Below are 19,727 nucleotides of genomic sequence, written 5' to 3' on the forward strand. Positions count from 1 at the left end.
CTTTTTGGTAAAACTATGATAGGATTAAAAGGGTTATAATATAGCATTTAACAAATGATCGGGTTTCATACTAAGATATTGCAATTTCTGTTAAAGAAAAGTTGAATAGGCGAATGAAGATAGAGGGAGAGACTGTGCATGCAGCGCCGAAGGAGCAAGCCTTGTTATGAGGTGAATCTCTCAGGCAAAAGTACTTCTATCCGACGCGGCTCTGGAGAGCGCCTCCAAGATTGTAGAGGCCACCAAAGGGGAAAATCTCTCAGGTACCAAGGACAGAGTAGGCTAATAATGATTAGCCTACGTCTGTCCTTTTTTGTTCTGTCTAAACCTTATGCTTTGTAGAATAAAGTGGGATAGTACATTTGAACTCTTGTCTATGATTGGGTCTAAAGGAAACACTTGAGGTAAATATAAAAATTCCTGGAGGTGTACATAAGTGAGTGAACTGAAGAGAACTCCTTTATTTTCTGTCTATGCAAAATATGGAGCGAAAACGATTGACTTTGGGGGTTGGGAGCTGCCAGTCCAGTTTTCTAGCATCAAGGAGGAGCATGAAGCTGTTCGTGAGCGGGCTGGACTGTTTGATGTTTCTCATATGGGAGAAGTGGACGTTATAGGACCAGACGCACTAGCGTTTGTTCAGAAGATGACGACCAATGATGCTTCAAAATTAGTAGTCAACCAGGCTCAATACGCTATCATGTGTTACCCAGACGGCGGTACGGTGGATGATCTCCTTGTTTATAAAAGAGCGGACGATCATTATTTGCTAGTGATCAATGCAGGCAATATTGATAAAGACGTCTCCTGGTTAAAAGAGCATGAAGAAGGCAACATCACGGTTTCAAATATCTCAAGTGAAATGGCTCAACTAGCTTTACAAGGTCCACTGGCTGAACAAGTATTAGCTAAGCTTACAGATACGGACCTTGGGGAGATTGGTTTTTTTCGCTTCCTGCCTGAAGTGAATCTAGGAGGATATAAAGCTTTAGTTTCTCGCACGGGATATACGGGAGAAGATGGATTTGAGATCTATTGTCATGCTGATGTTGCTGCATCGCTTTGGGAGAAAATTCTTGAAGTAGGCAAAGAAGAAGGAGTCCTCCCTTGTGGACTTGGCGCAAGGGATACCCTTCGATTTGAAGCGAAGCTTCCCCTTTACGGACAGGAATTGACGCGAGAGATTTCCCCATTAGAGGCGGGATTAGGATTTGCTGTGAAATTAGATAAGGAAGCCGATTTTATAGGCAAAGCAGCACTTCAAGAACAAAAAGACCAAGGGGTCCCTCGGAAATTAATAGGAATCGAAATGATTGATCGAGGCATCCCAAGGACACATTACCCTGTTTATTCTGGCGATGAGCTAATTGGGGAAGTCACAACGGGAACACAGTCCCCTACCTTAAAGAAGAACGTGGGTCTAGCACTGATTCGTACAGAGTATGCCACCCTAGATGCAGAGGTTGATGTGGAGATCCGTGGAAAGCGCGTCAAAGCCCAAATTGTTAAGACGCCCTTCTATAAGCGGAGTAAATAGGGCTATGACTTACCTACATCCTGACTACTTTTATACCCGTGATCACGTATGGGTACAAGATATCGGGCAGGATCGGATACGAATCGGCATTACCTCATTCGCTGCGGAGAAGCTAGGGACGGTTATTCATGTCGAACTTCCTTTAGAGGAAACGACAGGGAAGTCGGGGCAACCTATAGGTACGATCGAATCCTCTAAAACGGTGAGTGATCTCTACTCCCCCATTCTCGGAGGCATTTTAGAGGTCAATTGGACCTTAGAGGAATCACCGGAACGGATTAATGAAGATCCATATGGTGAAGGCTGGATTGCGGTGATGGATTCTCCTTCTACCGTAGATGTTCGTTTGTTTATGACTGCAGAAGAATATGATGTATATATAAAGGAGGAGTAACAGTGATCTATCGATACCTTCCCATGACAACGGAAGATAAGAAAGAAATGCTATCTTTCTTGGGAATTCAAGATGTAAACGAACTGTTTTCAGATATTCCAGCAAATGTACGTTTTCAAGGTAAATTAAACATTCCAGAAGCTCTATCTGAACCGGAAATTGTTCGATATTTTTCTCAGCTAGCTTCCCAAAATGTAAACAGTAATGAGTATTCCTATTTCCTTGGGGCAGGAATCTATGATCATTACATCCCGAGTACAGTGAATCATGTGCTTCTACGCGGAGAATTTTATACAGCATACACTCCCTATCAACCCGAGATCAGTCAAGGCGAATTACAGGCTATTTTTGAGTTTCAGACGATGGTTGCTGAATTAACAGGGATGGACGTAGCCAATTCTTCTATGTATGATGGTCCGACTGCGTTGGCTGAGGCAGCGAATCTAGCTGTCGGTGGGGCTAAAGGCAAGAAAGTGATCGTCTCTAAAACCGTACATCCAGAGGCTCGTTCCATTTTGAAGGTGAATGGTAAGGGACAGGGATACGAAGTCGTGGAAGTGGATCATAAGGATGGGGTTACGGATCTCGAGGCACTTGAACTTGGGTGCGACGAAAATACAGCAGCGGTTATCGTCCAATACCCAAACTTCTTTGGGAGTGTTGAGGATTTAGCTGCTATAGAAAAAATTGCTCATCAACATAAAGGATTGTTTGTTGTATCTTCCAACCCGTTGGCGCTTGGTGTGCTAGAACCACCTGGAGCCTTTGGAGCTGATATTGTAGTAGGAGATATGCAGCCTTTTGGTATACCCATGCAATTGGGTGGGCCAACATGTGGATACTTCGCTGTGAAAGAAAAATGGATGCGCAAGATTCCAGGAAGAATCGTTGGACAGACGACAGATACCAATGGAAAACGTGGATTCGTGTTGACGCTTCAAGCACGGGAACAACATATCCGCCGTGAAAAAGCTACTTCTAACATCTGTTCTAATCAGGCATTGAATGCCTTGGCTGCATCGGTGGCGATGACAGCGTTAGGCAAGCGCGGAGTGCAGGAAATGGCCATGTTGAACGTCCAAAAGACCCAATATGCTAAGAGCCAAATAGATAAAATTCCTGGGTACGAGGTAGCTTCCCCAGGCCCAGTCTTTAATGAATTCGTCGTGAAAGTCCCTGGGAATGTGGGAGATATTAACCGCTCTTTGCTTCAACACAAAATTGTTGGGGGATATGACTTGGGACGTGACTATCCAGAGTTAAATGGATATATGTTGCTAGCGGTTACCGAGATTCGTACGAAGCAAGAAATTGATGCACTTGTGAATGGATTGGAGGCGATCACTCGTGGTTAAGGATCAAGATAAAGCACTCATTTTTGAGATTAGTAAAGCGGGTCGTCATGCCTATTCTTTGCCAGCTTGCGATGTGCCTGAAGTAGATATAACGTCCGTCTTGCCTGGACAGTTTATCCGCCAAGAGCCGGCTGAACTTCCTGAGGTGTCCGAGTTAGAGCTTGTTCGCCACTACACGGAACTGTCTAATCGCAATCACGGGATTGACAATGGATTCTATCCGTTAGGTTCTTGTACGATGAAATATAACCCTAAGATAAACGAAGACGTGGCTCGTTACGCTGGATTTGCCAAGATTCATCCTTATCAGGCAGAAGAGACGATCCAAGGTGCATTAAAAGTGATGTATGACCTTCAGACAGAACTCGCCGAGATCACGGGGATGGATGAAGTTACTCTTCAGCCAGCTGCCGGAGCCCAAGGCGAGTGGACGGCGTTAATGATGATTCGCGCTTACCATGAGAGCCGTGGAGAGAATCGAACGAAGGTCATTGTTCCGGACACCGCTCATGGTACGAACCCAGCAAGTGCTTCTGTCGCCGGCTTAGATACAGTGACTATTTCCTCTGATGAAAATGGCCTTGTCAATGTAGAAGAGCTACGTAAAGCTGTCGGTCCGGATACAGCAGCCCTTATGTTGACTAACCCTAATACACTAGGTTTATTTGAAGAACATATTCTGGAAATTGCCGAAATCGTACATGAGGCAGGCGGACTGCTATATTATGATGGAGCAAATGCGAATGCCATTCTTGGTATTGCTCGACCTGGGGATATGGGATTTGACGTCGTTCACCTAAACTTGCACAAAACATTTACTGGCCCACACGGAGGTGGGGGACCGGGCTCTGGTCCAATCGGTTGTAAGAAGGAGCTATCTCCGTTTATTCCTAGACCGCAGGTGGTCAAAGATGGCGAACAATATCGCTTAAATTATGATATTCCTGAGTCCATCGGACGAGTGAAAGGGTACTACGGGAACTTCGGGATCAACTTGCGTGCATTCGTCTATATACGCTCCAATGGACCAGAAGGGTTGCTTCGTGTTTCCCAAGAGGCTGTATTAAATGCAAACTATATGATGAGAAAGCTTGCCCCTTATTATGATCTACCTTATGATCGAGTGTGTAAGCATGAGTTTGTGTTATCTGGTCGCCGTCAGAAAAAGCTGGGCGTAAGAACGTTGGATATAGCGAAAAGATTGCTAGACTTCGGCTACCACCCGCCAACCATTTACTTCCCGTTAATTGTGGAAGAGTGTATGATGTTTGAACCGACTGAAACCGAATCGAAAGAAACCATCGATCAGTTTATCGATGTGATGATTCAAATTGCGAAGGAAGCCGAAGAGAATCCTTCGGTCGTTCAGGAAGCTCCACATCACACCGTCGTGACTCGTTTGGACGAAGTGACAGCTGCAAGAAAGCCGGTACTCCGTTATAAGAAACAGTAGGATTCAACTCTTCGACATTTGGAAACCCTAAAACTGATTTTATCAAGAAGGAGGGGTTTTCATGAAGGAGCGTCAAGACCAGGGGAAAACGGATATCCGTACGAAGACATCCTGGGACGAAGTAAATGATACACGTGGGAAAACGGAAATCAAGGATCCAAACAAAGGTCCAAAGCATAAAAGAAAGTAATGTCGTGTGAAGAATAACCGGAAGTCACCTGAGTGGGTGTTTCCGGTTATTTTTTGAGGGAACAGCTATAACATACTCTCAGGAGACTACAAGATTGTTTCATTCATGTTACACTATATGTTACTGGTGAAAGAGGAGGGGAGGGCAAGTTAGATGAGAGAAAAAGCAAAATGGAGATTTATCGATTCTGGCCCCATGTCGCCAGCCATGAACATGGCGATCGATGAAGCCATCCTCACTATACATAGTCAAGGAAAAACGCCGCCAACTGTAAGATTCTATACATGGGAGCCGTCTACTTTATCGATCGGATACTTCCAAAAGGCAGAGAAGGAGATTGATCACGAGGCAGTTCGTAAGTATGGTTTGGGATTCGTTCGCCGCCAGACGGGGGGAAGGGCGGTTCTTCATGATCAAGAACTTACATACAGTGTGGTTGTGTCAGAGTCTTATCCAGGTATGCCAACTCAAGTGAATGAAGCTTATCGTGTGATAAGCAATGGCCTATTGGAAGGATTTCAAACCCTTGGTTTTCATGCAGAGATGGTATCCCTAGCATCAGAGGAAGAAAAAGCGAAATATGCATCCATGGGTTCTTCAGCCTGCTTTGATTCTCCTTCATGGTATGAGCTGGTTGTCGAGGGGAAGAAGGTTGCCGGAAGTGCACAAACAAGACAAAAGGGAACGATTCTTCAGCATGGCTCGATCTTACTTGATTTTGATGTGGATAAGCTGTTTAATGTCTTAAGATTTCCCTCCGAGCGTGTAAAGGAGAGAATGAAAGCATCATTTCTAGAGAAGGCGGTTGCCATTAATCACCTAAGCTCGAGAATAGTGACTTTAGTCGAGGCACATGAAGCTTTTTATCAGGGGTTCGAGGCTGGTCTTGGAATGGAGCTGATACCAAGCGTTCTGACGGAGGAAGAATTGGAGTTGGCCGAACACCTGGCAAGGGATCGATATAGCCATAAGGATTGGAATTTCAAGAGGTAAAGTTCGGCAAAATTTTCTCTTTATGAAGAGGAATTTGCAGGAATGGTGTCGAAAGGTAAAAAGAGGGAGAAAGGCAAAAGCCCTCTTTTTTTCATGTCACCTTATAAGGAAAATTTTACATAAAGGGAGAGGAGACAACAGCATGAGTAGAAAGTTCAGACAAACTATTTCCAGTATTTTATCTTTATTGCTTGTCGTTGGTTTAATACTTACTAACCCGATCACAGTCGGGGCCCAAGGAAAGACATTTAGTGACGTGGATGCAAGACATGGTTGGGCACTGCAGAGCATCACCAAGATGTCACTAAAGGGACTAATTGAGGGGACCAATGATGGAAGATTCCTTCCAGATCAGAAGGTGAGCAAGGAACAGGCTGTGGCTATGGCTCTTCGTACCATGGGACTTAAAACCGAAGCAGAAGCTTATTCCGGTACGGATTACTCCAGCCTTTATCGCGATGTCTCGGATTGGGCGAAGGGGTATGTATCCGTGGCTCATAGAGAAGGTCTGCTTCAGCTTGAGGATGGAGAAGAATTTAGAGGGAAATATGAAGCGTCTCGCCAATGGGTTGCACAGCTTCTCGTTCGGATGATCGAGAAGGAAGCAGAAGCGAAACTATATGAGAATGTTGCAGGTACCTTCTCTGACAACGATGATATTAGCCAATGGGCTAGTAATTATGTGAAATTAGCAGCTTCCAATGAATTTGATTTAATCAAGGGATTCGAGAACACGAACGGAAGCTTTAGCTTTAGACCTAAGCAAGCTGTTACTAGAGCTCAGTTCGCTGTTCTAGTCAACCGAGCAGAGAAGCATCTTGCCACTCGCGTAGGGAATGAAGTCCAAGGACAGATCTTGTCTTATATGGGTGATGAGATGCTGTTAGAGACAAAGAGCGGCCAGATGAAGGTCACTTTAAGTTCAGACACACAAGTATTTAAGGATAATCAGAAGGTAAGCTTTTCTTCGATCGCCCGCTACCAGCCTGTGAATGTATTGCTAGGAGCTACCAGTTCTAGCACGGCGGCCATGATCGAGATACTAGATGAAGCGGCAGCACAAGAAACAATCACGGGTACCCTATCGAAGGTCGTAAAGGAATTCAAGACCATTGCCGTAACGACGCCGGAAGGACTCAAGAATTACCAGTTAGTGGATCAAGTAAGCTTTGGTTCAAAGGATGGTACGGTTCAATCTATTGATGATCTAGCGGTTGATGACACGATAGAAATTACAGTCATCGGCGGTAAGGTTATTAAGATTTACCGTGTTATCGGACAAGCCGACCTCTCAAGTAGTGGACTTATCTATGAAGTAGATGCAACGAAGGGACTGCTGACACTTCAAAAAGGGACTTCCGTTAAAGTTTATTCGATTTCACCCAACGCTGCGGTGTCTTATCCCGATCATCGAACAGCGGGTTTTAATGGCTTGCGTAAGGGAATGGAAGTCGAAGTCAAATTAGATAGCTCCTTAGTGACAGAGATTAAAGTTATTACGATTATTGAAGAAGGAACCGTTATTTCCGTTTCTCAAGACCAGGCGTATCTCACTGTTCAAGGGAAGGAGAATACGCGTCCAAGCGTTTATAAATTGTCCCCGACTGCGACAATTAAGCTTCAAGGGCAAACCGCTTCAGGCGCCTCCGATATTCAAGCTGGCGATAATATTGACATCCTTATTGGATCCGATGGAACGATTACTTCCTTAGATATCACGAATCGATCCCAGTCTAGCGTGAAGGTAGAAGATAGTGATCTCATCTCTGGTAAGGTATTCTCGCTGGATAAAACGAACAAGACGATCATTCTTGAATTTGATAAGGATGGTAAGAAATCTTATCAGCCGTATGAGTTTGATACGACGTATGAACTATATATCAATGGCAGCTATCGCAACTCCCTAGATGACATTAAGAAAGATATGCGAGCTAAGCTCCAGTTGTATGAAGATAAAATCGTTTATTTAGAAGTAGACAATCGACTTGATGGAACGGTTGTGAGAGTAGATGCAGATCGTCGAATCGTCACCTTAGCTTTGGCTACTGGGGAACAGAAGCCATACTATGTGGATAGCAGCTATGATGTGACCATCCGCCACGAGAGTGGAGAAGATCTATCTGATTTAGAGAGAAATGACTTTGTTCGTGTAAAATTAGACAATGCGAATAAAATTACCGAAATTGATGTGCGAAGAGATTACATCTATGTCGTAACAGACCTCTATGAGAGCAGCAAGAAGTTCTACGCCGAGGATGAAGACGAAGATGAATACAGCTTCTATTTGAATGCTGGCGTTGATTTGAAGATCCCAGGAAAAGATAGACCGAAGTTCGCTGATATTAAGGAAGGTGATACGGTCAAAGCGACTTATATCGGAGATGAATTAGAGAAAGTCGAAGTTCTTCCTAGTTACAAAGCGATGGTCACGAATATCAATACCGATAAGAAAGAGTATACGGTCTTGAAAAATGATGGAACCACGTTAACCTTGACCTTCGGAACTGGAGATGTTATCAAATACAAGTCATATGAATATACCCAATTAAGCAGTCTATCAGTCAATGATAGAATTCAAGTGAGCGATTGGGCTGGAGGGAAGAAGCGTCTAATTAAGATGGAGAAGATCACGGGAGACTATTATTATAAGGATAGTAACTATATCTATGTAGTGGAAGGTGTACGCAGCTACAAGTATGCTCCAGAATTATTTGTTCGCTCAGGAAATAAGGGAGTCACTCTAGATAGCTTGAAGCGCAATGACAAAATAGAAATCTATCGCCTAGACGATCTTGTTTATGAAGTAAATAAATTAAATTAATTTTCACCATTGGGGTTGGTCGAGTAGTTCGGACCAACCCTTACATGTTATAGGATCTTCAGCGGAGTGGAAAGAAAAAAAAGCTTGGCATAGGCCAAGCTTTTTTGTTAGAAGCCAATTAAGGCACTGAACGCTTCTTGTAGTTGTTTGGTTACGGCACCTGGTGTTCCGTTTTTTACGGGTTTTCCGTCTAATGTAACAATAGGCATGACCTCAGAGGTCGTACTCGTTAAGAAGAGTTCGTCAGCCTGATGCAATTCTTCTAGGCTAAATGGCGCCTCAATAACTTCGATATTTAGCTTCGCAGCTAGCTCAAGTACGACGATTCTTGAGATACCGCCTAAGATAAGATTACCGAGAGGGTGCGTATAGAGCTTGTTGTCCCGAACCATGAATAAGTTGGATGCACTTCCCTCAGTCACGGTGCCGTTACGATGCTGGATGGCTTCAAAAGCGCCTTGTTCCGCTGCTTTTTGTTTTGCAAGTACACTGCCAAGCAAGTTCAGACTCTTGATGTCACAACGAAGCCAGCGCAGATCTTCTGTAATGATGGCAGCTACTCCATTCTTCATGGACTCTACAGGCCGTGGTCTACGAGTCACATAGCCCGTTAATACGGGGTGAGACTCTTCAGGGAAAGGATGATTTCGTGGGGCATATCCACGAGTGACTTGAAAGTAGATTTGTCCGTTAGAAAGTTGATGGTGTTCGATTAGTTTATGTAGATTGTCTTGTAATTTTTCTAGGGTGACGGGCAAGGTAATCCCAATTTGATTTGCACTGTATTCAAACCGAGTAAGGTGCTCTTGGAGGCGGAAGATCTCTCCTTCATAAATGCTAACTACTTCATAGACGCCATCACCAAACTGATATCCTCTGTCTTCAATATCGATGCGTACGTCTTCCCGGTCAACCAACCTATCGTTATACAGTATCATGGGTGGTTCAGCCTTCTTTCATCAATAGAGTATTAAACCATTTTTCTTCACATAATCCACATTATGCACAACATCTAGTAGAAATGCAAAAACACCTTGTCAATATGTTGAATGAAGTTAAGGTGTATGGTATCTTTAACTATACCTGCGTAATCACTACTTTATCAAACATCATAGAGTTAGGTCAATTTAATATATTGGAGGACTAAGGATGGAATTAACGAAGAATACATATCGCTTGGAGGGTCTAAGCGAGAAGATCTTCTTAGACCGATATGCGATGAAAGATCTTGATCCTGATCATGTAACCGAAGGGGATACTGTTATTTGCTTAACGAAGGATGATCCGAAGTTCCCTCAAAAAGAAGTCGGTGTGGTCACCAAGCGTAATGGGAATGACGTTACTGTTAAGTTACGCAGTGGAGAAGAGATCGTTACCATTCCTGAACGAATGATTAGAACTCTCGAAGAGACTCCAGATAAAATGTGGGACAGGCTAGCGAAGACCATGTCCCGTTGCGAACAAACCCCTGATAAACAACAAGAATGGGAAAATAAATTCAGATATCTATTAGACGATTGGAAGCTAGTTCCTGGAGGACGTATTGCTGCAGGAGCCGGAACTAACGATGAACTAACCTTATTTAATTGTTACGTTATCCCGTCTCCTCACGATAGCCGTGGCGGCATCATGACGACCCTCACTGAAATGACGGAGATCATGTCACGAGGCGGTGGTGTAGGAATTAACCTCTCCTCACTCCGTCCTAGAAGAGCCCTTGTAAAGGGCGTGAATGGTTCTTCTAGCGGTTCTGTCAGCTGGGGTGGATTATTTAGTTATACGACAGGATTAATAGAGCAAGGGGGTTCAAGAAGGGGAGCCCTAATGCTAATGCTCTGGGACTGGCACCCGGATGTTCTTGAATTTATCACCATCAAGCAAACAGCAGGTCTAGTAACGAATGCGAACCTTTCTGTTTGTGTAAGTAATGCCTTCATGAAGGCTGTAAAAGAAGATTTGGATTGGGACTTCGTTTTCCCAGACACGAACGATCCTGACTATGATAAGTTATGGGACGGAAATTTAGAGAAGTGGAAAGAGCTTGGGAAAGCGGTTAAGGTTTATAAAACCGTAAAAGCCAGAGAGATCTGGCATACGATTATTGAATCCGCTTGGAAGTCTGCCGAGCCTGGTGTGGTGTTCATGGAATACTATAACCAGATGTCTAATTCTTGGTACTTTAATCCCATTATTGCTACGAATCCATTAAAGGTTGCTTAAATCATATTTCTCATACAAATGGATCTAATATTAATTTTGAGGTGACTTAAAATTAAGATGAATCTGGATAAGTATGACATCGCGAAACAGCTTTTTCTAGAAGGGAATAGTCCATCAAAGATTGCAAAACAACTACAAATTCCACTAACTACGTTACTGTATAACTTGGAAAAAGAAGGATTATATAAAAGAAGAAGAAACGTTACTTTTTCAAAAGAGCAGATCGAGTTAATTAAAAAATTGCGAGAAAAAAGATATGGTGCCAAGCGTATTGCCAGAGAGCTTAATCTTCCCGTTAGTCGATTATTAGAATTTGTTAGAGATGAACTGTCCGTTGTATGTACTATTAAAGAAATAAATCGAAGTAAATCTAGAAGAGTTAAATACTCTTTAAATGTGAATTACTTCAATATAGTTGATAGCGAAGAAAAAGCCTATTGGCTTGGCTTCATTTTTGCAGACGGTCACTTGAATAGAAATCGATTAACGATTAAGCTCGCAACTGAAGATAAAGGACATCTTATTAGGTTTTCTCAAGCGATAGAGTTTACCGGTAATCCTGTAGATAAGAAAGAGGATACGAATTTTATAAAGGGTTCTGACTCTTCTTTACTAGAGGTGAATTCAACCGAACTTGTTAGAGCATTAGAAAAATACATTCCAAGTGGAAAAAAATCTGATAAGATTCGCTTGCCTGAATGGTTAGATGATTCCTTGCTAAGGCACTTTATACGTGGCTATTTTGACGGAGATGGGTATGTAATTTCCACCCGAAAAAAATTGGGGTTTTGTGGGAATATCTTCTTTCTTCAATCTTTAAAAACGAAGTTTTTTAAATACGGAATTGTAGCCGAAAAGGATGGATATTTTCAGAATAGGAAGGGTACATATGCTGAACTGGTGTTTGGTTCTAAGGCATCAGTAAGCATATCGCGGTTCATGTATGAGAATGCATATATATATTTGGAGCGAAAAAAAAATGATTTAAACAAAAACCATAGTGGATGTAAAACCTCTTGAATTGCTGGAAGTTCCTTAGAGTCATATGAACCACAACGTGATTGGAAACGGTGAGCGTGATGGTTCGAAAATCATATGAATTGGATAATCAGCAGCGAAGCGCCTAAGGGAAGTAATTCCTATGGTGAACGTTCAACGACCATCGAAACCGTAAAAAGATTAAAATCTTTTTATAAGGGAGTAGAGTAGGTTACCAAGTGCTTAATGGGTAGCCGAAGTGGGAGGGACGGTAAACGAATGCCGTTATGATATGGTCTGTTCTGTATTGAAAGATACAGCTGTGAATAACACAGGAGGGTTGGTTTAGCACACTAACGCTTTAACGTATAAAGGTGGAGAACAAGGCCTCCCAGGATGGGGTGTCTGCAATCTTTCTGCTATTAATCTATCAAAATTCTACGATGAAGAAAATCATGATGTGGCGTGGGATGAACTAGCGCAATGTGTAAACTATTCTGTTCGTTTCCTAGACAATGTTATCGATACGACACCATATCATTTTGAAGAAAATAAAGAGAATCAACAAAGAGAACGTCGTGTAGGCTTAGGCAGTATGGGTCTGGCTGAATTGTTAATTAAACTTAATATCCGTTATGGCAGTCCCGAATCTCTTGAATTCTTAGATAAACTCTATGGATTTATGGCTCGTGAATCCTACCTTGCATCTGCAGAAATTGCATCTGAAAAAGGATCCTTCCAAGCCTTTGAAGCAGAGAAATTCTTACAAAGCGGATTTATGAAAAACTTGGCTTCTACTTATCCTGAAGTTGGTGTTGCGATCCAAGAGAAGGGAATTCGTAATGTAACAGTGATCACCCAGGCTCCTACTGGTTCAACAGGAACCATGGTTGGCACAAGTACGGGGATAGAACCTTACTTTGCATTCGAATACTTCCGCCAAAGTCGTCTTGGCATGGACAAGCAATATGTTCCTATCGCTCAAAACTGGGTCAATGAAAACCCGGGTCAAGAGTTACCATTCTATTTCGTTACGGCACAAGATCTATCTGCTGAAGATCATGTTCGCGTACAAGCGGTTATTCAGCGTTGGGTAGACAGCTCCATTTCTAAAACAGCAAATGCTCCGAATGACTTTACGGTAGAAGACACGAAGAGACTCTATGAACTTGCATTTGAACTAGGATGTAAGGGAGTAACGATTTATCGTGACGGAAGTCGTGATGTACAGGTTCTATCTACGGAGAAGAAGGATAAACCTGAAGAGAAGAAACAAGTTGCAGAAGTGAAAGTAAAGCCATTAACGGAGAAGGAAAAAGAATACCAGCGCAGACCTCAAATCCTACAAGGTGCAACGTACAAGATGAATACACCTTTAGGAAAGGCGTATATTACGATTAATGATTCCAATCATGCACCATTTGAGGTTATCGTAAACGTAGGAAAAGCAGGTTCAGATGTCTTTGCCATGTCCGAGGCCCTTGGACGCGTAGCTACCCTATTCTTACGATTTGGAGAGCTTCCAGACGGTAATAAAGCTCGTTTATTGATCAAGCACTTAAAGGGGATCGGTGGAACGGGAGCTGTTGGATTTGGACCTAACCGCGTTGAATCCGTTGCCGATGCTGTAGCAAAAGCTATGGAATTGCACTTGGATGGACCAGATACCAATGGTTTGATCGCAGCTACGGAAGCCCCAGTGATCGAAGAAAAAGATATCCATGATGATCATTTTGATTTCGGAGTAAAAGATATTTGCCCGTCATGCGGAGCCGCATCTCTAGTAAACAGTGAAGGTTGCAAGAGTTGTACCAACTGCGGGTATAGTCGTTGTGGGTAGTAGGTTTTAATAGAATATAGATTTGTTTATTGTTGTAAATCGAGTAAATCGTCACCAAGTTTGAGATACACGTCAGATAGTTTGAGACAAAGAACTTAAACAAAGCCTGATGTGTCAAGATTAAAATTCATATAGTTTGAGACAACCACACCAACGATAAAATAAAGGCATCTAGAGGTATATTATAGGCTCTAGGTGCCTTTTATTTTGGGATAAATATTGTCATATAGTTTGAGAAAATTTCTTTCCTAAGGACGTAAATAATTTATTTTCAATTATACAGAATAACGAAAATTAACAACACATGTTATTAATCATACACAATGCCGTTGTGTATGATTGTAAAAACTTTATCGTTTCTATAAGGGGAACCGTACCATAGGTAAATGAGATTTTCTCTTTGGCAAAAAAATTGAAAAGAAAATCTCCAGAGTAGGAATTCCTTTTCCATAATTCTAACTGAATAAATTAGGCTGACATGCTCCTAATAAGTGAAATGTAATCACCCATAAGGTATCAAATGATGGGAAGCCTTTGTTTTTATAATTCTTGTAAGAAACAGCTCTAGTCTTTAAATAGAACTTCTTAATATAGGTGATTTTTTATGAAGTGTCGTGTTAAATTTATATAAAAGATTGTGAAATGATGTACTAACACAACACATTTCTTTAGTTTTGAAAAGGGTATTATTGAACTCTTATCGGAAAAAAACATGCCGAGTCTATTTAGATGACATTAAAACATCTATAAACTTTCATGGGGAGAAGATAGAAATAAATAGAAACACTCTTCTTGATAGGATAATAAGCGACATCGAAAAAGAACAAGTATTGATGGTAACTGGTGTATTGACCGCAATAACTGTAAGAATTATAATTACAGTATTGTATTCCTCTTAGAAAATGGATAAAGTAGATGCTTTAGAAGGGCTTTTGAACAATGTCTTTATAGACTTTAATCTAACTGTAATAATATTTATAACAATAAGTAGAGGCGACTTTTGAAAGAATATAAATAGTAATTGACAAAAGCGGGGAGCAGTTCAGTTGGAAAGATTAACTCTATCATCAACCGTAAACAAAAATATTGACAAGTGACTCCACGGTTGTTTTGTTGGGGAATACTTTATATATAAAGGAGACTTAATAATGTTAGAACAATTGACGTTATTTACTAATCCTAGTGATACCTCTTGCCGGAAAGTAAAAGCCATTTTAAAAGAAAAAGGGGTATCATTTGTAGAACGCCATCTATTTCGTGATCCGCCAACGGAAGTAGAATTGTTAGAAATGTTGAAATTGACCACAAATGGGATTGATGAAATTTTATCCAAGCGCAGCCAAACTTTTAAAAACTTAAACGTGGATATAGAGGAATTGAGATTCTTCGAGGCACTCCATTTACTTAGCGAAGAGCCTAAACTCCTACGCAGGCCACTTCTTATGGATGGAGAGAAACTCATTATTGGATTAAACCGGGAAGCTTTAGAAGACCTATCTGCATAAAAAAATGCTCTGCACCTTACCATGTGATAAGGGACTGACCGTGAGTGGAGTAATAATCTATATCTATGTTTGAAAGGGGATGAATGAAAATAGTTACGGAAGTATTTTTAGATGAAGTTAAATTAAAGGTTACTGACTATCGAGAAAATGTGATTTGCGACCCGATTTCTAAAAAGGAATTGCATCATATAGCTATTGAGTTTAAAGTCACAAGCGAAGAGTACCATAAGGTCACTACATTATTATATGAGCAAAATTTTAACGTGAAGGTTCCTCTGACCAAGCTCGAATTCAGAGGAACGATCGCGAATTACTCGACTTCAATCACAAACCTGTATAAGGAAGATGAAGTGGGTATATTCAAATTAGAGCTTATGGAGATGAGGTAAGTTAGGCAATCGAAGAGTCCCCGGATTCAGGGACTCTTTTTCGGTCTATCAGAATTTATAAATTTGATGGTATCTATTTAGATATAAGGGCAACTAGGGTCTCCTACCTTGACATCAAGATTGGAGACTGCCGCACAACTCAGTTGACATAAAACGTCAAATGGAATTTCTGCGCACAGGCTTGGGGCCAGCCAAGGAATCCTTTATAATTCTTTCAGTAAACGAGTGCTAGGAGGCGAATGAATTGAAACTCAGTATTTTAGACCAATCCCCGATTTCTTCTGGATCGACCGCTCGGCAAGCTTTATACGAATCAATGAATTTGGCCCAACTCGGCGAACAATTAGGATATACTCGCTATTGGATCGCTGAGCATCATGATATTCCTGGACTTGCTTGTTCATCCCCGGAGGTAATGCTAGGCTATGTTGGAGCTAATACAAAACACATTCGACTGGGATCTGGAGCCGTTCTGCTGCCGAACCATAAGCCTTATAAAATAGCTGAAACCTATAACCTGCTGGCCAACCTATTTCCGGGGCGCGTGGATATCGGAATAGGCCGAGCACCAGGAGGATCGGCTGAAGCCAGCATGGCTCTTTCTGACAACTTTTTGGAGCAAGTTCGTAAACTGCCTGAATCTCTAAAAGATCTCCTTCATTTCATTCATGAGGATTTTCCTTCCGATCACCTATTTTCAAAAATTTCTGCATCTCCTCTTCCTCCGATCCCCCCTGAGGTGTGGCTTCTTGGAACAAGTGAAAAGAGCGCCATATTGGCAGCAGAGTATGGAATCGCCTATGCCTTTGGTCAATTCATGAGCGAAAAAGACGGAAGCTTAATCATGAAAACATATATCGAAAATTTCAAAGCAACAAACAGGTTACAGCAACCAATAACCATCGTGGCTGTTTCGGCCATTTGTGCCGATACAACGGAAAGTGCTGAAGAATTGGCTTTAAGCGAACTGACGTGGAAGATGCAGATGGCCAAAGGGGAAGGGAAGACAGGGATCCCTTCCATTGAAGAAGCCAAACAATATCTTGGTCGGAACGGCGAGAAAGAACAACTGAAGGACATGCGAAAGCTGATGGTGATCGGCAATCCGCGGGAAGTCAAAGACCAACTGAGTCAAATCCAGACCCTGTACCAAGCCGACGAAATCATGATTGTAACGATTACCCATCGCTTTGAAGATCGTCTTCGTTCCTATGAGCTTATCGCAAAAGAGTTATGGGGAAATCCTAGGTGATGTATAACCTATATACTCTGAAAAGACATAACCAGAGGTCTCCAAACCCCATTCTTTCCTTTTTGTAAAGAAAAAGGGCTTTTCCAGCCATAATACTTGCCTTTTGTTGCAACAGCCAGGACGTTCGTGAGAATAAAAGCGATCACTGCTGCAAACGGAGCTGCAATATTCTGAAGGGTTGCTCCCATGTAACCGAACACGGCGAGCGATCCGATAACGCTCGATAGGAGCAGGGAGAATGGCTAAAGCTAAAAACAAGATGAAGCGGTTGCTGCTTCAGGTACAGCGGCAAAAGTATTGCCTACTAGGATGATAAATACCCCAACGATTAGAATCAGTGTAGCGGTAAAGAAAATAAGGAACAAAAGCTGGCCACGTTTTCCGAGTTCTCTTCGGACGTGGTCCGTGTTTGAACGCAATTGCATAGGAGGGAACCATTCCCCAAGTCAAATAGGCATTTGTCTATGTTCAGGCGGTTTAAAGTTAGGCTTGTCGTTTCCGATTTCGATACATGAGCCACTGAAAGCGTACATAACAACCGATACAAAAGCCAAGGATCGCAATGAAAGCAGCTAGGGCTACCATAATTGTAAATCCATACGCCAACAACGTCCAATCGGCTAAGTAACCAAGCCACCCTAATAGCAAACAGAGAACAGCGATCTTTTGGTTAAATTGCTGTTGTTCCCATTCTTCTGGAATATATTCAGAAGGATGCTTTTTTAAAAACAGTTTAGCTACCCGCATAATCGGATTAAATCCAAAAATAAGGCCAGAAATGCCAGCGGCAAGTGGAATCAGCAGAAACCAACTCTGATTCGTTAACCAGGTCATGACTACACAAAGAACGATTACCCATTGATTCGTACGTACGAGTGGTCGTGGAATAGAAAGAGGCTTTTCCAACTTTATTTCCCCCCTTACTTAAATAAGTTAAATAGATTTTAACACAAATTTAGCCTTTCTTCACAAGAGAGGATATGTTAAGAACCATTCTAGTTCATTATTTGCAATTGCGGCATCAGTATCGTTTGGAGTTCTATTTTGGAGTTGTATCTATATTCTAGCCTATAAAGACTTGATATGCGCTTCCTGGCAAGTCCCATGTGTAAGGGAAAGAAAATGTTACTGTCCAGTGGCTAAGATCAGTCATTCGGCTTTTTTGGGTGGTTTTTAAACGGAAGGGCTATGAAGATCAAGCAAATGATGGAATGGTGTGACAAAAATCACAGCAAAAACGATCGAATGCTGTTCTTTGTCTAATTCTAGTATTCGCACTATTAATACGTAGAACAATAATGTTAAAGATGATTTTTTATGGTACGAGGTTTCCACGATCGACAACCCATATTTGACTCGCTCTTTCTAAGTTCCCGCATCCGGACAAGTAAGCTAAGCGGTTTCCGTCCGGCGACCAGCTCACAGGGGTGGCAAAGCAATCGGAGACCGCCAGGGTGTTTTTGGTAGACCGGTCCGATGGTCGGTTCCAAGTTGTGATCATTCATATTGCTTAGGGGATTCTCCATCAGCTAGGGGTCTGTCCCCAATTAATAGAAAAGAAAAACTCATTAAGAACCAGGCACTAGAAAAAAGATTAGTCATATATAGGTGATATACTTTCGAATTTGTTGAGGAGGATATTTAGAAACCTATGTTACCTATGGAAAAATATTTCGGTAAGTTTGAACTCGTTTATTCATTCTATGGGGCTATGCCAACAGGTGTTAGTGTTTCAGAAACCGGGCGCATTTTCATTTGTTTCCCGAAATGGGGAGACGATGTTAAATTTACGGTAGCGGAAATTGTTGAAAATAAATTGCGACCTTATCCTAGTCTAGAAACCAATATGGTAAACCCAGGAAATATCACGATGTCTTTCATCAGTGTCCAAAGTGTAGTTGCTGATGGAATGGGAACCCTTTGGGTATTAGATACAGCGGCACCCCATTTCTCTGAACCTATTAAAGGGGGGGCAAAATTAGTCGCTGTTGATCTAAAAACAAATATGATAAGAAAAGTATATACCTTTACAGAAGATGTTGTCCTGCCAACAACTTATCTGAATGATGTCCGATTTGATTTTCGTGTGGGTAAAGCAGGTTATGCTTATATAACGGATTCTTCTTCTAGAGGACCAGGAGCTATTATTGTCGTAGATTTAGAAAATGGAAATGCGTTTAGACGGTTAAATGGAGCAACTTCAACTTCCCCCGATCCCTATATGCTACCAAAAGTAGAAGGTGAAATTTTGATGAATCGCAACCTTGATGGCGGGGCTTCGCCCTTTAGACTGGCGTCTGATGGTATAGCGATTTCCCCTGATGGAAAGATTTTATTTTTTTGTCCACTAACCAGCCGTCATCTCTTCTCGATCTCAACCGAAGCCCTAAGAGACAGAACCATACCGGATATGGATTTACCTCATCATGTGGTGTATTGGGGAGAAAAAGGTGCGTCTGATGGAATGATCACCGATGCAAAAGGAACCGTTTATGCTGGAGACTATGAAAACAACAGTATTCGAAAGATATTGCCGAATGGCACAATGGGAACGATCGCACATGATCCGAGAATTTTATGGCCGGATACGTTTTCGATTGGTCCTGATCAATACTTATATGTCATTGTGAACCAATTACATCGCCAACCAAGATTTCATTATGGAAAAGACCTACGCCAAAAACCGTATACTTTACTTCGTATGAAAATTGATGAATTGCCTGCTCCAACCTTTTCATAAGGAAAAATAGTGGATTCCCACTTCAGGGATACCTCTTAGGGTAAGAGTCTGCGCTCTTAT

15 protein-coding genes, 3 pseudogenes and 1 riboswitch are annotated in these 19,727 nt (G+C 41.9%); of the genes and pseudogenes, 14 read left to right on the forward strand and 4 right to left on the reverse strand.

What is annotated here, in order from left to right:
- Positions 1-113: 113 nt before the first annotated feature.
- Positions 114-206: riboswitch (glycine riboswitch) on the forward strand.
- A gap of 230 nt (positions 207-436) precedes the next feature.
- The 7 genes from gcvT to EIZ39_RS05755 all read left to right on the forward strand — a co-directional run bounded on the left by gcvT (position 437) and on the right by EIZ39_RS05755 (position 8,743).
- The gene (gcvT, locus tag EIZ39_RS05730) at positions 437-1,537 is read left to right on the forward strand and encodes a glycine cleavage system aminomethyltransferase GcvT (protein WP_129198385.1); all 1,101 of its coding nucleotides are present in this window, start codon (positions 437-439) and stop codon (positions 1,535-1,537) included.
- A 4-nt stretch (positions 1,538-1,541) separates the two neighbouring features.
- A complete protein-coding gene (locus EIZ39_RS05735) occupies positions 1,542-1,931 on the forward strand; it encodes a glycine cleavage system protein H (protein WP_129198387.1) in 390 nt (129 codons plus the stop codon).
- A gap of 2 nt (positions 1,932-1,933) precedes the next feature.
- Positions 1,934-3,286 (forward strand): aminomethyl-transferring glycine dehydrogenase subunit GcvPA, encoded by a 1,353-nt coding sequence (gcvPA, locus tag EIZ39_RS05740; RefSeq protein WP_129198389.1) that lies wholly within the window; start codon positions 1,934-1,936, stop codon positions 3,284-3,286.
- Entirely contained in the window at positions 3,279-4,739 is a 1,461-nt protein-coding gene (gene gcvPB / locus EIZ39_RS05745; protein WP_129198391.1) for an aminomethyl-transferring glycine dehydrogenase subunit GcvPB, read from the forward strand. The genes gcvPA and gcvPB overlap by 8 nt, the downstream gene beginning before the upstream one ends.
- A 61-nt stretch (positions 4,740-4,800) precedes the next feature.
- On the forward strand, positions 4,801-4,929 hold the full coding sequence (locus tag EIZ39_RS27495; protein WP_255433876.1) for a hypothetical protein: 129 nt from the start codon (positions 4,801-4,803) through the stop codon (positions 4,927-4,929).
- Between the two features lie 153 nt (positions 4,930-5,082).
- Positions 5,083-5,922: a lipoate--protein ligase family protein gene (locus EIZ39_RS05750; protein ID WP_129198393.1), complete on the forward strand. Its 840-nt coding sequence runs from the start codon at positions 5,083-5,085 to the stop codon at positions 5,920-5,922.
- Between the two features lie 142 nt (positions 5,923-6,064).
- Positions 6,065-8,743: an S-layer homology domain-containing protein gene (locus EIZ39_RS05755; RefSeq protein WP_164984924.1), complete on the forward strand. Its 2,679-nt coding sequence runs from the start codon at positions 6,065-6,067 to the stop codon at positions 8,741-8,743.
- A 107-nt stretch (positions 8,744-8,850) separates the two neighbouring features.
- On the opposite strand, the gene dat is transcribed toward EIZ39_RS05755, so the two are convergent.
- Positions 8,851-9,681 carry a D-amino-acid transaminase gene (dat, locus tag EIZ39_RS05760; protein WP_129198397.1) on the reverse strand — a complete coding sequence of 277 codons (831 nt, stop codon included), beginning with the start codon at positions 9,679-9,681 and terminating at the stop codon, positions 8,851-8,853.
- Between the two features lie 211 nt (positions 9,682-9,892).
- Here dat and EIZ39_RS05765 point away from each other — a divergent pair.
- The 6 genes and pseudogenes from EIZ39_RS05765 to EIZ39_RS05790 all read left to right on the forward strand — a co-directional run.
- A pseudogene (locus EIZ39_RS05765) lies at positions 9,893-10,948 on the forward strand (adenosylcobalamin-dependent ribonucleoside-diphosphate reductase); the annotation flags it as partial.
- A 72-nt stretch (positions 10,949-11,020) separates the two neighbouring features.
- Complete coding sequence (locus EIZ39_RS05770; protein ID WP_129198401.1) at positions 11,021-11,983, forward strand: LAGLIDADG family homing endonuclease; 963 nt, start codon at positions 11,021-11,023, stop codon at positions 11,981-11,983.
- Positions 11,984-12,317: 334 nt separating this feature from the next.
- Positions 12,318-13,781, forward strand: a pseudogene (locus tag EIZ39_RS05775) (TSCPD domain-containing protein); the annotation flags it as partial.
- A gap of 1,148 nt (positions 13,782-14,929) precedes the next feature.
- The gene (locus EIZ39_RS05780) at positions 14,930-15,286 is read left to right on the forward strand and encodes a Spx/MgsR family RNA polymerase-binding regulatory protein (protein ID WP_129198403.1); all 357 of its coding nucleotides are present in this window, start codon (positions 14,930-14,932) and stop codon (positions 15,284-15,286) included.
- A gap of 83 nt (positions 15,287-15,369) precedes the next feature.
- Entirely contained in the window at positions 15,370-15,675 is a 306-nt protein-coding gene (locus EIZ39_RS05785) for a DUF3219 family protein (protein ID WP_240675715.1), read from the forward strand.
- 244 nt (positions 15,676-15,919) lie between these two features.
- Positions 15,920-16,927: an LLM class flavin-dependent oxidoreductase gene (locus EIZ39_RS05790; RefSeq protein WP_129198405.1), complete on the forward strand. Its 1,008-nt coding sequence runs from the start codon at positions 15,920-15,922 to the stop codon at positions 16,925-16,927.
- A gap of 8 nt (positions 16,928-16,935) precedes the next feature.
- Here EIZ39_RS05790 and EIZ39_RS05795 read toward each other — a convergent pair whose 3' ends face one another.
- From EIZ39_RS05795 to EIZ39_RS05805, 3 genes and pseudogenes are all read right to left on the reverse strand, one after another.
- Positions 16,936-17,127, reverse strand: a complete 192-nt coding sequence (locus tag EIZ39_RS05795; RefSeq protein ID WP_129198407.1) for a hypothetical protein — start codon at positions 17,125-17,127, stop codon at positions 16,936-16,938.
- A 51-nt stretch (positions 17,128-17,178) separates the two neighbouring features.
- Positions 17,179-17,310: pseudogene (locus EIZ39_RS05800) on the reverse strand (hypothetical protein); the annotation flags it as partial.
- Between the two features lie 100 nt (positions 17,311-17,410).
- Entirely contained in the window at positions 17,411-17,833 is a 423-nt protein-coding gene (locus EIZ39_RS05805; protein WP_205668515.1) for a DUF4395 domain-containing protein, read from the reverse strand.
- A gap of 745 nt (positions 17,834-18,578) precedes the next feature.
- On the opposite strand from EIZ39_RS05805, the gene EIZ39_RS05815 reads away from it, so the two are divergent.
- Positions 18,579-19,667: an L-dopachrome tautomerase-related protein gene (locus EIZ39_RS05815; protein WP_129198415.1), complete on the forward strand. Its 1,089-nt coding sequence runs from the start codon at positions 18,579-18,581 to the stop codon at positions 19,665-19,667.
- Positions 19,668-19,727 lie beyond the last annotated feature (60 nt).

Origin of the sequence: Ammoniphilus sp. CFH 90114 (genome assembly GCF_004123195.1) — a bacterium.
Lineage (GTDB): Bacteria > Bacillota > Bacilli > Aneurinibacillales > RAOX-1 > YIM-78166.